Source organism: Bacillus sp. SIMBA_154, assembly GCF_046536015.1.
GTDB classification, from domain to species: Bacteria; Bacillota; Bacilli; order Bacillales; family Bacillaceae; genus Bacillus; species Bacillus pumilus_P.
On record NZ_JAWJBV010000012.1, the window covers coordinates 59,414 to 74,299 of the forward strand.

At 43.3% G+C, this 14,886-nt stretch carries 14 protein-coding genes, 2 pseudogenes and 1 other annotated feature; of the genes and pseudogenes, 4 read left to right on the forward strand and 12 right to left on the reverse strand.

The features are described from left to right. Positions 1–25: 25 nt before the first annotated feature. From R0K30_RS15375 to R0K30_RS15410, 8 genes are all read right to left on the reverse strand, one after another. The gene (locus tag R0K30_RS15375; RefSeq protein ID WP_249705019.1) at positions 26–1,111 is read right to left on the reverse strand and encodes an acetyl-CoA C-acyltransferase; all 1,086 of its coding nucleotides are present in this window, start codon (positions 1,109–1,111) and stop codon (positions 26–28) included. After that, positions 1,096–2,556 (reverse strand): acyl-CoA synthetase, encoded by a 1,461-nt coding sequence (locus R0K30_RS15380; RefSeq protein ID WP_410611581.1) that lies wholly within the window; start codon positions 2,554–2,556, stop codon positions 1,096–1,098. Before R0K30_RS15380 ends, R0K30_RS15375 begins: the two co-directional genes overlap by 16 nt. Further along, positions 2,556–3,125, reverse strand: coding sequence for a biotin transporter BioY (locus R0K30_RS15385; protein ID WP_230030503.1), 570 nt, complete (start codon positions 3,123–3,125; stop codon positions 2,556–2,558). The genes R0K30_RS15380 and R0K30_RS15385 overlap by 1 nt, the downstream gene beginning before the upstream one ends. A gap of 151 nt (positions 3,126–3,276) precedes the next feature. Then, a complete protein-coding gene (locus tag R0K30_RS15390; RefSeq protein ID WP_099727744.1) occupies positions 3,277–3,558 on the reverse strand; it encodes a DUF1292 domain-containing protein in 282 nt (93 codons plus the stop codon). 15 nt (positions 3,559–3,573) lie between these two features. Further along, positions 3,574–3,990, reverse strand: a complete 417-nt coding sequence (gene ruvX, locus R0K30_RS15395; RefSeq protein WP_099727745.1) for a Holliday junction resolvase RuvX — start codon at positions 3,988–3,990, stop codon at positions 3,574–3,576. A gap of 3 nt (positions 3,991–3,993) precedes the next feature. Further along, positions 3,994–4,260, reverse strand: coding sequence for an IreB family regulatory phosphoprotein (locus R0K30_RS15400; protein ID WP_024718370.1), 267 nt, complete (start codon positions 4,258–4,260; stop codon positions 3,994–3,996). A gap of 89 nt (positions 4,261–4,349) precedes the next feature. After that, positions 4,350–6,986, reverse strand: coding sequence for an alanine--tRNA ligase (gene alaS / locus R0K30_RS15405; protein ID WP_410611554.1), 2,637 nt, complete (start codon positions 6,984–6,986; stop codon positions 4,350–4,352). Positions 6,987–7,066: 80 nt separating this feature from the next. Then, positions 7,067–7,275: a binding site (T-box leader), on the reverse strand. A gap of 43 nt (positions 7,276–7,318) precedes the next feature. Continuing rightward, positions 7,319–8,383, reverse strand: coding sequence for an AI-2E family transporter (locus R0K30_RS15410; RefSeq protein ID WP_099727747.1), 1,065 nt, complete (start codon positions 8,381–8,383; stop codon positions 7,319–7,321). 224 nt (positions 8,384–8,607) lie between these two features. Between R0K30_RS15410 and R0K30_RS15415 the strand changes: the two are divergent. From R0K30_RS15415 to R0K30_RS15430, 4 genes and pseudogenes are all read left to right on the forward strand, one after another. Beyond that, positions 8,608–9,335 (forward strand): annotated as a pseudogene (locus R0K30_RS15415) (amino acid ABC transporter ATP-binding protein). A gap of 13 nt (positions 9,336–9,348) precedes the next feature. Continuing rightward, positions 9,349–10,158, forward strand: a complete 810-nt coding sequence (locus tag R0K30_RS15420; protein ID WP_283775112.1) for a transporter substrate-binding domain-containing protein — start codon at positions 9,349–9,351, stop codon at positions 10,156–10,158. An 80-nt stretch (positions 10,159–10,238) separates the two neighbouring features. Further along, a complete protein-coding gene (locus R0K30_RS15425; RefSeq protein ID WP_099727750.1) occupies positions 10,239–10,892 on the forward strand; it encodes an amino acid ABC transporter permease in 654 nt (217 codons plus the stop codon). Positions 10,893–10,907: 15 nt separating this feature from the next. Beyond that, positions 10,908–11,556, forward strand: a pseudogene (locus tag R0K30_RS15430) (amino acid ABC transporter permease). 36 nt (positions 11,557–11,592) lie between these two features. On the opposite strand, the gene R0K30_RS15435 reads toward R0K30_RS15430, so the two are convergent. From R0K30_RS15435 to recD2, 4 genes are all read right to left on the reverse strand, one after another. Then, positions 11,593–11,724 carry a YrzQ family protein gene (locus R0K30_RS15435; RefSeq protein WP_078061693.1) on the reverse strand — a complete coding sequence of 44 codons (132 nt, stop codon included), beginning with the start codon at positions 11,722–11,724 and terminating at the stop codon, positions 11,593–11,595. A 20-nt stretch (positions 11,725–11,744) separates the two neighbouring features. Next, positions 11,745–11,936 (reverse strand): hypothetical protein, encoded by a 192-nt coding sequence (locus R0K30_RS15440; RefSeq protein ID WP_003216308.1) that lies wholly within the window; start codon positions 11,934–11,936, stop codon positions 11,745–11,747. A gap of 13 nt (positions 11,937–11,949) precedes the next feature. Continuing rightward, complete coding sequence (locus R0K30_RS15445) at positions 11,950–12,408, reverse strand: PRC-barrel domain-containing protein (RefSeq protein WP_230030506.1); 459 nt, start codon at positions 12,406–12,408, stop codon at positions 11,950–11,952. Positions 12,409–12,499: 91 nt separating this feature from the next. Next, complete coding sequence (recD2, locus tag R0K30_RS15450) at positions 12,500–14,884, reverse strand: SF1B family DNA helicase RecD2 (protein WP_410611558.1); 2,385 nt, start codon at positions 14,882–14,884, stop codon at positions 12,500–12,502. Positions 14,885–14,886: the final 2 nt, after the last annotated feature.

A 14,886-nucleotide genomic window follows, 5' to 3' on the forward strand; every position in this document is an offset into this window, starting at 1 on the left:
TTCGGCAATTACTTGCCCATGCATCTCATGACAGAACTTGACATAATACGGCTAAACCAACACCACCGCCACTGCCAATGGCAGCCATGACATAGCTTCCTTTCGGTAAGGCGTGAGCTTCGTAAAATAACCTCACCATCATAGCAGCTCCCGATGCGCTGTACGGATGCCCAAGACAAAGTGCACCGCCTCTTCTGTTGATCCGGTCATAAGGTATTCCTAGCGTCCGAGCAATCAGCGCCACTTTCAGCGCAAACGCTTCATTGATTTCAAACAGCGCCACGTCTTCTATCTTCATCTGTTCCCTATGTAAGAGTTTCTTGATCGCATCAATGGGTGAAGCAGCAGGAAAATGCGGATGCATCGCCGTCACAGCACTTCCGACATACCGTAACTTAGGCTTTAAGCCTTTGGCCTCTGCTTCCGCTCTTTCCATCACAACGACTGCGGCTGCGCCGTCGGCTTCCTTGCAGCTATTGGTTACAGTCACAGTTCCTTCTGATAAAAAGACAGGCTTTGCCCGCTTAATCAGCCTTGCGATCGGTCTTATTTTAGCGGCCGCTTCATCTGTGCTCAGCCCGTCAATCGGAACAATTTCTTCTGAATACGTTCCCTGTTTGAATGCCTCTATACTTCTCTCCCAGCTTAAAAGCGCATAGTCATCTTGTTCTCTTCTCGTGACAGAAAATCTTGATGCGGTCAGCTCTGCTGCTTCTCCCATATGCGGATCTCCTATCCAATCCGGCGAAAAGCGGGCTCTTTCTTTCATCGGTGATCTGGAAATGCTCTCAGTCCCGCCAGCAATATACATTGATCCCTCCCCCGATAGAACCATGACACAAGCCGTTCTAATCGCTTCAAGACCAGAGGCACACTGCCTGTCAATGGTCATGCCGGGAATGTGTCGAGAAAGCCCTGCTTCTAATGAGGACAGGCGAGCAATGTTTCCGCCACCCCCTACCACATTACCTAAAATCACGTCATCTGGCTTCCTCAGCTGAGACAAATGCTGAATAAGGGGCGCCGCTAAATGCTCTGGGCGATAATCCTTCAGCATCCCGTTTTTGTCACCGAAGGGTGTTCGTTTTGCTTCCACTATGACTGCTTGCATGACAATTGATCCTCCGCCCACTTTTTCATGCTGGCACGAGCGATTTTCCCGCCGGATGTTTCGATCATTTGGTCAATGACAAGCCATTTTTTTGGTATCTTATAAGCCGCCAGTTTTTCTTTGGCAGCTTGCCGAATGGTCTTTGTCTGCTGTACTTGTTCAATAATGGCAACAGGGATTTCACCCCAATATGGATCAGGAAGGCCTATTACGATCGACCGTTTCACCTCTGGCTGTTCATTTAGCACACGCTCAATTTCCTCTGGAAAAATATTCAGTCCTCCATAGACGATCATGCCATTCTCACGGCCGCTCATATATAAATACCCATCTTCGTCCAGCCACCCCATATCATAGACCGTCAGCCACTCCTCTGGCTGTTTTTCCTCGTGTAAGTAACCTGAAAAAGACATCGGGCTTTTCACATAAATTCTCCCTGTTTCATTTGGCTGACAGACGGTTTGATCTGCTCGTCTCACTTCAACTTGAATCGTAGAGAAAGGCCGTCCAACAGAAGTAGGTTTTTGCAGAAAATCATTTGAAGATAAATAGGAGACAAAACTCAACTCTGATGTTCCATAAAAATCAAAAAATGTGACATGTGGATCGTTGGTTACTAGTAGTTTTTTTGAAGAGATTCCCCAATCCGCCCCAGAGGATATGACGAGAAGCGGAGTGTCTCCGAAAGCATCAATTTGCAGTAATGATTCTGTCATGGTAGGGACCGTATAAACAGCAGTGATGTCTCCCCTTTCTAAGGCAGCCTTTCCTTTCTCTGGCGTGAATTTTTCTAATAGCGTCACCGTGCCGCCAAAGTATAGTGTACTGATGGCACCATATAAAAAATGAGAGGATAAAAGTGTGCCTAAAATGAGAACATGATCTTGATGAGTGATCCCAAATTCAGAGGCCGTCATTCGAAAGCTCTCGATCCATGAATGCTGACGCCTCATAAAGGCTTTAGGTGAACCCGTTGATCCTGAAGTAAACCCCATATAAAAGGCAGGATCTTCCTCGGTATCGTGTTTGTTAGATTGAACGTGTGTGATAAGGCTCATTCTTTCTTTCCATTCAGATAAAGAAAGAACAAGCATGTCTACCTTGATCTTTTCAAATCTTCTCATATATCGATCCTCAATAATGACGAGATCTGCTTCACTTAACAAGAGCTTTTCTACACATTCTTCATGACTCCATCTCGGATCAAGAGGAACGGCTGTCCACCCTGCGCAAGCCGCTCCAGCAAATATTTGTAGAAAAGAAGCACCATTTGATACTAAAAAAGCGACTCTTTTTTGCTGATGAGCCGTTTCATTTAGCCACTGTGCTGATGTCTGCACACGCTCATGCCAATCTTGATAAGTGATGCTCTCTTGTTCATCTATGATGGCGATATGATCTGGCTTCATTTTTGCATGCCCTGCATAGCTTTCAGTTATTCTAATCAAACCGCTCGCCTCCCTTTATGTATGTCCCTTTTTCGATATGACATTGCTTGGATGATTTTCATCGTGAAGACGGCACACATTCCAGCTTTGATGAGATCACCTGGGATATAAATCAAACTGAGCAGAGCTGCCTGTGTGACCTTTATATGCATCATCATGGCTTGAAAAGGAATGCCGCATACATACAGAATCCCGATACTGCATACCGCATAGATCATAAAAAGACGCAGAGCGGTCACTTTTTTCAGCCGGTTCAGCCACAGGCTGATCATAAAGGCAGCCACTGGATAAGCAAGTAAAAAACCACCGCTTGGTCCAAAAAAGACCCCAATCCCGCCTCTTCCTCCAGATAAAAGAGGTGCGCCTGCTGCCACAATCAGGAGAAAAAGAAGTAAACTGATCAGCGCTTGTTTTGGCTTTAACAGCCCCCCAGCAAGCAAAAGACCTGCAGTTTGCAATGTGATTGGTACTGGTGTAAACGTAAGTAATATCGGCGGGATCAACCCTAACATCCCGACGACTGCTGTCATTAACGCCATTTGCATCATATCTTGAATTTTCAACATTCATGCCCCTCACTCGATTCCTTGATAAAAATAGAGTAAAAGCTCGAGTGATTTATGTCAACCTAAAATTTATTCAAGTTAACATATCAGGCGTAAAAAAACCTGTGAAAAAAGATCACTTAAGATCATATTCACAGGCCTTTTGTTTGTTCTATTCTTCGTCTTCTTGATCTAAGAACGTATTTAACGTTTCTTCGATCATGTCCCACTCTTCATCTGTTTCAATTGGCTTTAGCTCGCCATCTTCACCGTCTTCGTTCGGTGTGAAGCTTGATGCATGAATTTCGATTTCTTCGTTGTCCTGCTCAGAAATTGGGTAGTAAAGGACATATGACTTGTTAAAATGGTCGCTTTCAAAAGTAAATAGTACTTCGCAAAGCTGTTCATTTCCATTATCATCAACGATTGTAATTTGCTTTTCTCCGTGTTCCATTTGATTCACCTCATTTTAATTTAAGCTGTCTAAGTACCCTTGAAGGATCATGACAGCCGCCATTTTATCAATGACTTTTTTACGCTTTTGTCTGCTCACATCTGCAGAGATGAGCATTTTTTCCGCTGCCATTGTCGACAGACGCTCGTCCCAAAGCACAACAGGAACATTGTACGTGTTTTCTAACACTTTCGCAAATGATTGGCTGGCTTCGCCTCTAGGACCGACCGTACCATTCATATTCTTTGGAAAGCCAAGTACGATTTTATCCGCTCCGTATTGCGCAATGATCTCAGACAGGCGGCTGAGACCAAAGTCTCCGCCTGCTTCATTAATTTTAATTGTTTCAATCCCTTGCGCTGTCCATCCCATTTCATCACTGATCGCAACACCAAGGGTTTTCGTGCCTAAATCTAAGCCTAAAATTCTCATGTTTTACGCCTCTTTATGTGTCTCTAAGTACGATTTAACCAATTCCTCAATTAATTCGTCTCGTTCTAGTTTACGAATTAGGTTGCGTGCATCCTGATGTCTTGGAATATATGCAGGGTCGCCTGACAGCAAGTATCCGACAATTTGATTGATCGGGTTATATCCTTTTTCTTGGAGTGCATCATAGACTGTAATGAGCACTTCATTCACATTGGTTTCAGCTGAATCATCAGAGAAGTTAAACTTCATTGTCTTATCAAATGAACTCACTGCTTCTTGCACCTCTCTTCCAACATTCTACTAGCAAGCTTTTTTCTAACCGCTCATCTAATACCATTATTCTACACTACATTGCCTGATTATAAAACGGATTTGACAGATTCTTCGACAATTGCCAGTGCTTCTTCAAGTTTTTCTGGTTGTTTCCCGCCTGCTTGCGCCATGTCTGGACGTCCGCCTCCGCCTCCGCCGCAGATTTCAGCTGCCTGCTTGACAAGCTTCCCTGCATGAAGACCTTTTTCGATAACGTCTTTTGTCACTCCTGCTGAAATGTTTACTTTTCCATTTTGAACGGCTCCGAGCACAATGACAGCTGACCCTAATTTGGCTTTTAAATCATCTACCATTGTTCTTAAATGGTTCATGTCTTTGGCGTTTACTTTTTCTGTTAACACTTTCACTCCGCCAATGTCTTTGACTTTTTCTAAAATAGAGCCTGCTTCAGCCTGACTTAATTTCGCAAGAAGAGATTCGTTTTCTCTTTGAACCTCTTTTAAATCTGCCTGCAATGAAGCGATGCGTTTTGGTACATCTTTCGTAGTTGACTTAAGCTCACTAGCTGCCTGCTCTAAAATGGCCAGCTGGTCATTTAATTCTTCGTAGGCACCTTTACCAGTCACAGCCTCAATACGGCGTGTTCCAGCACCAATACCCGATTCAGACGCAATTTTAAACAAACCGATTTCCGCAGTATTTTGAACGTGACAGCCGCCGCATAGCTCGATGCTGTAATCGCCTACCTGGACAATGCGGACAATATCGCCATACTTCTCGCCAAACAGCGCCATTGCGCCCATTTCTTTTGCTTCAGCGATCGGTTTTAGGTCAATGGCAACAGAAATGCCTTCCCAAATCTTTTCGTTGACGATTTTTTCAATCTGTGACAATTCTTCTTTTGTCACTTGTCCAAAATGAGAGAAATCAAAGCGAAGTCTGTTTTCGTTCACCAGCGAGCCTGCTTGGTTGACGTGGCTGCCTAATACATCTTTTAGCGCCTGATGCAAGAGATGCGTCGCTGTATGGTTTTTCACAATGCCTTTTCGCAGAGCTGATTCCACTTCAGCAGTCACTTCAAGTCCTTTTTGAGCCGTACCGCTTACGACCACTCCTTCATGGACATGCTGACCATTTGGCGCCTTTTTCACATCTTTGATTTCAATGATGGCTTCTGCGCTTTTTAATGTCCCTTTATCGGCTACTTGTCCACCGCTTTCAGCATAGAAAGGTGTTTCATCTAATAAGATTTGCACCGTTTCTCCTTCATGTGCTTCCGCGACAATTTCACCATTTTGAAGCAATTCGACAATGCGGGATGCCGCAGTTAAATTTTCGTATCCAACGAAGGTACTCTCTGCTTTAATATCACCTAGAGCCCCGCCTTGAACCTGCATACTGCCGACATCCTGTCTCGCATTTCTTGCACGCTCACGCTGCTTCTCCATCTCCGTCTGGAAGCCTTCTCGATCGACTGTCATGTTCTCGTCTTCTGCATATTCTTCTGTCAGCTCGACAGGGAATCCGTACGTGTCATACAGCTTAAATACATCTTCGCCTGAAATCTGTGAGCTGCCATTGTCTCTTTCTTTTTTGATCACTTCTGACAAAATGGCTAGCCCTTCATTCAGTGTTTCATGGAAACGTTCTTCCTCGTTTTTGATTACTTTCGCAATAAATTCTTCTTTTGCTTGTACATCTGGATAGAAATCCTTCATAATCTCAGCAACAACTGGCACTAGATCATACATAAATGGACGGTGAATATGGATCGTTTTTGCATAACGCACGGCACGGCGCAGCAAACGTCTTAACACATATCCGCGGCCTTCATTGGAAGGAAGCGCTCCGTCACTTACGGCAAAGGCAACAGTCCGGATGTGGTCAGCAATAACTTTAAATGCTGTATCCTTTTCCTTCGTCTCCCCATAGCTTTCTCCAGAGATGGTTTCTACAGCACGAATAATCGGCATGAATAGATCTGTATCAAAGTTCGTCGGTACGTTTTGAATGACAGATACCATTCGTTCAAGACCCATCCCTGTATCAATGTTTTTCTTCGGCAGTGGTGTGTATGTACCATCTGGATTATGGTTGAATTCAGAGAACACAAGATTCCATACTTCTAGATAACGCTCATTTTCCCCGCCTGGATATAATTCTGGATCGTTCAAGTCGTGACCATATGCTTCGCCGCGGTCATAGAAAATTTCTGTATTCGGCCCACTCGGCCCCTCGCCAATATCCCAGAAGTTGCCTTCAAGGCGAATAATACGTTCTTCAGGTACACCAATTTTATCTCTCCAAAGAATATACGCTTCTTCGTCCTCTGGATGTACAGTGACAGATAACAGATTCGGATCAAAGCCAATCCACTCGTCACTCGTTAAGAATTCCCAAGCCCAATCAATGGCCTCTTCTTTAAAATAGTCACCAATAGAAAAGTTGCCAAGCATTTCAAAGAACGTATGATGTCGGGCTGTTTTCCCAACATTCTCGATATCATTCGTACGAATAGATTTTTGCGCGTTACAAATACGCGGATTGTCAGGAACCACGCGGCCATCAAAGTATTTTTTTAATGTCGCAACCCCGCTGTTAATCCATAAAAGTGTTGGATCATCGTGCGGTACGAGGGACGCACTCGGTTCTACAGCATGTCCTTTTTCTTTAAAAAAGTCTAAAAACATTTGACGTACTTGAGCAGAAGTTAAAGTTTTCATTTAAAAATCCTCCCTTTTCATTTCATCAATCTCCACACAAACGAAAAACATCCCGCCCTATGCAAGCATAAAACTACTTACACAGGGACGAGATGTTCTCGCGGTACCACCCTGATTATAGACATATTCGTCTATCACCTTCACATCCGATAACGCCGGAAGAGAGCGGCAGTGTTTATCTGCACTCAGGACTAGCTTCCGTTAAAGGTCTGATAAGGCTTTTCTCAGCAAAATAAAGCCTCTCTCTGCAACAGCTTTTTAACGTACTCGGGTCCATCATTGAATTCAATATGTATGAATCGAAATTATTATAGACAACTCGGCTCGTCTTGTCAATGAACGCTTCGTCTCATCAGGATATATTGCACAATCATGACCCTGATAATAGCGGCAGTTGGTACGGCTAAAATCATCCCAATTAAACCAAACAACTCTCCTCCTGCGAGCAAAACAAGCATAATAACGACAGGATGCATATGGAGACTTCTCCCAACGATGATCGGACTGAGTATATTGCTTTCCAAAAATTGCAGCACAGCCACTGTGATCAGCACAATCATCACCGACTTCACCGAAATGGTAAAAGCAATAAAGACAGCAGGAATCGCCCCAATAATCGGACCAAAGTACGGAATCACATTCGTTGCCCCAATCAGCATGCCAAGGACAAGCGGATACGGGATATGAAACAGCCAGAGAACAATGGCTGCTGCCCCCCCAATTAAAGAACAGACAAGCAATTGTCCTCTAATATAATTACCAAGCGAGTCGTCCACCGCTTTCACAAAAGCGTGGCCTCTCTTTCGGAATCTCGATGGCGTTAAATACCATGCAGCCCGCTTCATTGTATTCATATCTTTCACCATATAAAAGACAAGAAAAGGAATAAGCGCTGCGACTAATGCGTAATCCAATAATACTTTACAGCTAAGAATCATCCGCTCTGCCCCATTTGCTGCATATGTTTCCGATTGAACAATCAAACGATCCAGCCGATCGTGAAGCCCGTCAGGCCAATGGCTTGTATGACGATGAATATGAGATAAAGCGCCATTATAGGTTTCGGCAAGCACAGGGATTTGTTCTGACAGCTCATTTAACTGCGTAATCATGACAGGCGCCCCTTTGTAGACCGCAAAACCAATCCCGCCAAAAAACAGCACATAAATCAATAAGAGACTGACTGTTCTAGGCCAGCCTTGCCCGTGCAGTCTTTCGATAATAGGATAAAGCAGATAAGAAATAAAAATGGCGATGAGCAGCGGAATAAGAACCGCTTTTAGTAATAAAAAAATGGGCATCCACAATTCGTCGAGCTGAACCAAAATGAGTAAGGATGCAAGGACAAGCAGTACACCTGCAGCATATATTAGAAATTGGATCGGACGTTTCTTCACCTTTTTCACCTCTTTTCTTATTGTTTAACCATCTTCTGCAATTATCCATGTAAATAAAATTTGTCCTAACTTTGTTAAAAATGAATACACATGAAACATACAGCTCCATCCAACGTCACTGTTTGCTGTAAAATCTCATCAGAAAACATTCCATTTTTTACTTCTTTTTACACAAGGTATGCTAGTATCCACTTTAGCCAAATAAACACAAGAGGAGGTTCTTCATGATCACATTCGAAGAAGTCAACAAGCATTATGGCCAGTTCCATGTACTTAAGGACATGAACCTACATATTCAAAAAGGTGAGGTTGTTGTGATCATCGGTCCTTCAGGGTCTGGTAAAAGCACTATGCTCAGGTGCATCAATCGTCTCGAAAGCATTGATGAGGGAAAAGTACTCGTCAACCAAGTGTCTGTCCAGCATCCGAAGACCAACATCAATCTTGTCAGCAAAATATCGGGATGGTGTTTCAGCACTTTCATCTTTATCCGCATAAGACAGTGCTTGAAAACATTATGCTTGCGCCAATGAAGGTCAAAAAAGTGAGCAAGGAAGAAGCAAAGGAAACAGCTGAATTTTATTTAAATAAAGTCGGCATTCCTGAAAAAGCAGACACCTATCCTTCAAGACTCTCCGGGGGACAGCAGCAGCGTGTTGCCATTGCAAGGGGACTCGCTATGAAACCTGAGGTCATGCTTTTCGATGAACCAACATCCGCTCTTGATCCAGAGATGATCGGTGAGGTACTAGATGTGATGAAACAGCTGGCCCAAGAAGGAATGACCATGGTTGTCGTTACGCACGAGATGGGGTTTGCCCGGGAAGTGGCTGACCGCATTGTCTTTATTGATGAAGGCAGAATCCTTGAAGAATCAACACCCGCTGCATTTTATGAAAAACCGCGTGAGAAACGTGCTCAGTTATTTTTAAGCCGTATTTTAAATCACTAGGGGGAATGGTTTGATGAAAAAATTGAAACGTTTTGGTCTATTACTCTTTATGACTTGCTGTATGGCCGCTCTGGCTGCTTGTGGTTCTACTGAAAAAGGCTCGACTGATGCGAAGCAAGGAAGTTCATTAGAAGCCATTAAGAAAGACAAAAAAATCATTTTTGGCGTAAAAAATGACACACGTCTTTTTGGTCTAAAAAATCCTAGCAGCGGAGACATCGAAGGATTTGATATTGATATTGCAAAAGCCATCGCAAAGGAAATGCTGGGCGATGAAGGAAAAGCAGAATTCAAAGAAGTAACATCTAAAACAAGAATCCCTTTGCTGCAAAAAGGTGATATTCATGCAATTGTTGCTACCATGACCATTACAGAAGAGCGCAAAAAAGAAGTCAATTTCTCAGATGTGTACTTTGAAGCAGGACAATCACTGCTTGTGAAAAAAGGAAGCGGCATTCAATCAATTGATGATTTGAAAAAAGGGACGAAGGTGCTTGCAGTGAAAGGCTCTACTTCGTCTCAAAACATCCGCGAGAAAGCACCTGAAGCATCTGTTTTAGAATTTGAAAACTATCAGGAAGCCTTTACAGCACTAAAATCAAACCAAGGGCAAGTGCTTACAACAGATAATGCCATCTTATTTGGTATGGCAGACGAGGATTCAAATTACGAAGTCGTCGGCGGCACCTTTACAGATGAGCCTTATGGCATTGCTGTGAAAAAAGGGGATCAAGAATTGACAGATGCCATTAACAAAGCGTTAAAGACTTTAAAAGACAATGGAGAGTATGACAAGATTCATAAAAAATGGATCAAAGAATAATCGTTTGACTAAGTCAAGATCAATGCCCACAGGTGAGCCGCTCATTGGCTCCCCTGTTGACCAGGAAGGAAGTGAACTGATTGCTGCGGTTTTCAATTTTAACTGAAAACTTCAATCTTTATTTAGAAGGGTTTAAATATACTATTAGCGCAAGTGTCATTGCTTTGATTGGAAGCTTTTTGATCGGTACACTCATTGCCATTATGAGAATTGCTCCACTGAAGCCGCTCAACTGGTTAGGAACGGCTTACGTGGAATTTATTCGGAATATTCCGTTATTATTAATCACATTTGTTTTCTTCTTTGGTTTACCTGTGCTTGGTATTGTGGCAGATGGCTTCACAGCTGGAACCATAGCTCTTTCCATTTATACTTCTGCATTTATTGCTGAAGCCATTCGAGCAGGTATACAAGCTGTACCGCTTGGGCAAATGGAAGCAGCACGGGCTTCTGGTCTTTCATACGGCGGGACGATGCGATATATTATTCTTCCGCAAGCGATTAAAATTGTCGTCCCCCCTCTTGGGAATCAATTTATTAACCTTGTCAAAAACTCCTCTATTCTAGGTGTCATTGCAGGGTTTGATCTCATGTATCAAGGAGACCTGATCGCTTCTAGAACATTTGTGACATTTGATGTCTACATCTTTGTTGCCATGTTCTATCTGCTATTAACGATTCCGCTCAGTTTAGGCGTTGGTTATTTAGAAAAAAGATTAGCAAGAAGCCACTAGAAAGGAGGAAACATAATGGATTTTATAGGTGCCTACCAGCCTGATCATCTCGCCTTTTTACTTGAAGGATTTGCTGTCACCTTAAAAGTGGCTTTTATCTCCATCATTTTGAGCTTTCTCATTGGATTAGTCATTGGCACATTGCGGTTCGCTCAAATTCCGGTTTTATCAAAGGTGCTTGCGGTCATCGTAGAAACCATTCGGAACCTGCCGCTTTTGCTGATCATCTTTTTTACGTATTTTGCACTGCCTGAAATCGGCATCAAACTAAGCATTACAGCCTCTGCCAGCAGCTCTAACCGTGTTTGAATCAGCCATGCTGTCAGAAATTATTCGGAGCGGTCTAAAATCAATTGATAAAGGTCAGGTCGAAGCTGCCAGGTCTTCTGGTTTAACCTATATCCAAACGTTAAAAATAATTATTATGCCGCAGGCTTTACGCCGAATGGTACCGCCGATTGTGAGTCAATTTATTTCACTTTTAAAGGATACATCGCTTGCCGTTGTCATTGCTCTTCCAGAATTATTGCATCACGCACAAATTTTAAACGGTCAGAGTCAATCGTACTTACTGCCAATTTTCCTATTAGCGGCGATGATGTATTTTGTCGTCAATTTCAGCTTATCCTTACTTGCACGCCGTTTAGAATACAGACAGGCATAAAAAAGGACATCCGCTCATGGTGGATGTCCCTTTTGTTTAAAGCATACGCATAACACGTTTTCTTAGCTTTTTCATATCCCGCTTCGATGGCATATCATATCGACTCGCAAAGTGATATGCTAGTGCACCTGCACCAAGCGTTAATAGTGAAGAAGTCATTTTGCCCATTCGAAATTCCCCCTTAACACTTATAGTTGAATTGAACGTTCATCATCACTAAACAGATCATCTAAACTGCTTAGTGTACCGTCTTCCTCCACTTGGTGTGTAGATATTTTACCTTTTGACAGCGTCAATTCAATAAAACAGCCCCAGCAATAATATTGATTGACCCCAATTTTTCCGATGTCTTTACATTTGCAATTTGGGCAAATGAGCATAATCAGCACCTCTTTACGTTCGGTTTAGAACAAGTGCTTCCTTTTGAACGTTCATCAAGGTTCCGGCAGCATGCAGCTGTTTTCGAATCCCTGATAGCTCTGTAAAGAAGCCGTCCGAGAGTTCATATGCTACGATTGTGCCCGAATTTGCGCAAAAATATACATCTTCCAATATGCCTAAATTTTCACCCTCAGGTGATTGCATCATTTTCTTTTTCAATTTCGAAAATAATAAGGATGGGACAGAGGAATCTATTCCTACTCCCTCCTGGCAGCTCACATATAGACCTTTGTCTGTCAGCTTATCGCCAGCTGAGAATGGAATGAGTGCACAGTCTTTCTTTTTCCCATCTAACACATATCCCCCGCAGCTGCCGCCGGCTAATAAGCAAATATCTTTGATGGCACCAAGTGAATGAGACTGCTCACCTGTATAGATCGACATTCCTTCAAGCTCTCGACATGTTCTCAAAATGTGCTCAACCACCTTTTGCGGAACAGTCTTATCGTGTGCGTTTGCTTCATGACTCATACGAAGAAATGGCTTCCATGAAGGAAGCCATTTACTCTTGCATAAAATCAAACGGAGTGATTCCCTCCATGCCAATATTTGCGTCATGTACGCTAAACGGAAGCTCTTTTTGGAGCGCTGCAAGCTCCGCATCCATGACCTCTTCGGTTTGAACAAGGCGCCTCGTTAAGGACGTTTGTCTGAGGGAATCCTCATTATTTTTCACGCCCCACTCCAGTGCTGATTCTTCGCCGCACAGAATTAAAAACTTTTTGCTTCGTGTAATGGCTGTGTACAGCAAATTTCGGCGAAGCATTCGGAAATAGCTTCTTACGACTGGCAGCACAACGATGGGAAATTCACTGCCTTGTGATTTGTGAATGGAGCAGCAATAGGCATGGGTAAATTGATGAAAATCTTTTTTCGTAAAGGTGATTTCGTTCCCATCAAAGGAAATCACAGCCATGTCTTCTTTTTCTGTGTTTTCTTTCGCATAAAAAATCGAGACAATTTCACCAATGTCACCGTTAAAAATGTTGTTTTCCGGCTGATTCACAAGCTGCAGCACCTTATCTCCCGTCCGGTACACCACATCACCAAACGGGATTTCTCTGCCTTTTGGCTTTTTAGGATTCAAAATGTGCTGAAGCATTTTATTGAGCTCATTGATACCTGCTTTTCCTTTATACATGGGCGCCAGCACCTGAATATCTTTTGCTGAATAGCCTTTTTGAGCAGCATTGCTGACAACTTTTTCAATGACTTCTTTCATTTGATCAGCTGAACATTGAATGAAGGACCGATCCTTCGAGCGTGCAGTGATATCTTTTGGCAGGACGCCATTTTTCATATCGTGTGCAAGTTCAACAATGGTAGAACCATCTGCCTGCCGGTAAATATCAGTTAACGTAACAGCTGGTACAGCATGTGACGCAAGTAAGTCTCTTAAGACTTGGCCCGGTCCGACAGACGGAAGCTGATGTTCATCTCCTACCATAATGACTTGAATGTGATCAGGGATCGCTTTAAACAAATGATTCGCAAGCCAAATATCTAGCATACTCGATTCATCAATGATGACAAGCTTTCCTTCAATCGGCTGTTCCTCATCATGTGAGAAGCCCTCTGATCCATTCCAGCCTAGCAGGCGGTGAATGGTCACAGCTGGAAGCCCTGTTGATTCTGTCATCCGTTTAGCCGCCCGTCCAGTTGGCGCCGCAAGCACAAATGGAAAGGATTCATCTTTTTTATAATCACTCGGATCAAGAGATACACCGTGAAGATCGCTATAGAGCTCGACAATTCCTTTAATGACGGTTGTTTTCCCTGTCCCAGGCCCGCCTGTTAAAAGCAGCATCGGGGACATGAGCGCCTTTTGAATCGCTTCCTTTTGTGTCGGAGCATACTGCACGCCTAGCCTTTCCTCCAGCTCACCAAGTGCAAGAAGGAATTCTGATTCAGGAAATTGATCTGCATATTCCGTTTGGGAGACGATTTTTTGAATGCGTTTGGCGACACTTCGCTCCGCATAAAATAAGGACGGATGATAACAGCGGTCATCTTCAATGATCATCTCTTTCCCTTCGCCAAGTGCCAAAATCTGATTGGCAACGTCCATTTCAGTCACTTTGTACTCATTGCTTGTTTGATTGAGCAGCTTACGGGTTTCAACGATCAGATCTTTTGTTTGTATGTACGTATGACCGTCCTGAAGGCTCGCTGTCTCGACTGTATATAGCAAGGCTGCACGGATTCGCTCTGGGTCATTTCCTGATATCCCTGTTCTAGCACCGAGCTCATCTGCTTTAATAAATCCGATCCCCTCTACATCTTTGACGAGCTGATAGGGATTTTCCTCGATCTTTTGCAAGGTTTCACTCTCGTACACTTGATAAATCTTCATACTGAGCTGCGGGCCAAAGCCATATTGATTCAGGCTGATCATAATTTGTTCCAGCCCTTGATGCTCCTGAAGCGCTGCAGCCAGCTTATCTGCTTTCTTTTTTGATAGGCGCGGAACGTCATACAAAACTGACGGGTCACGCATAATTTTATGAAGCGTCTGATTGCCGAGCTGCCCCACAATGTCTTCCGCTGTCTTTTTCCCTATCCCTTCGAATAAGTCACTTGAGAGATAATGAATAATCCCTTGCTTTGTTGTCGGCACTTCCTTTTGAAAATGAGTCGCCTGAAACTGTTCACCAAATTTCGGATGGCTTGTGACTTTGCCGTAAAAGGTGTAGGTTTCGTCTTCATGAAGTGCTGGGAAGTAGCCTGTGACAGATGCTGTTTTTTCCTCTAAGTTTTCAGATGTTTCAATGACTTTCACCTTTAACACCGAGTATAAATTACTTTCATTATGGAAAATAACAGCTTGAACCGTCCCTTTTAAAAACGGCTCGTCCTCAAGCTTCATTTGATCTGGATGTTCCTGCACAG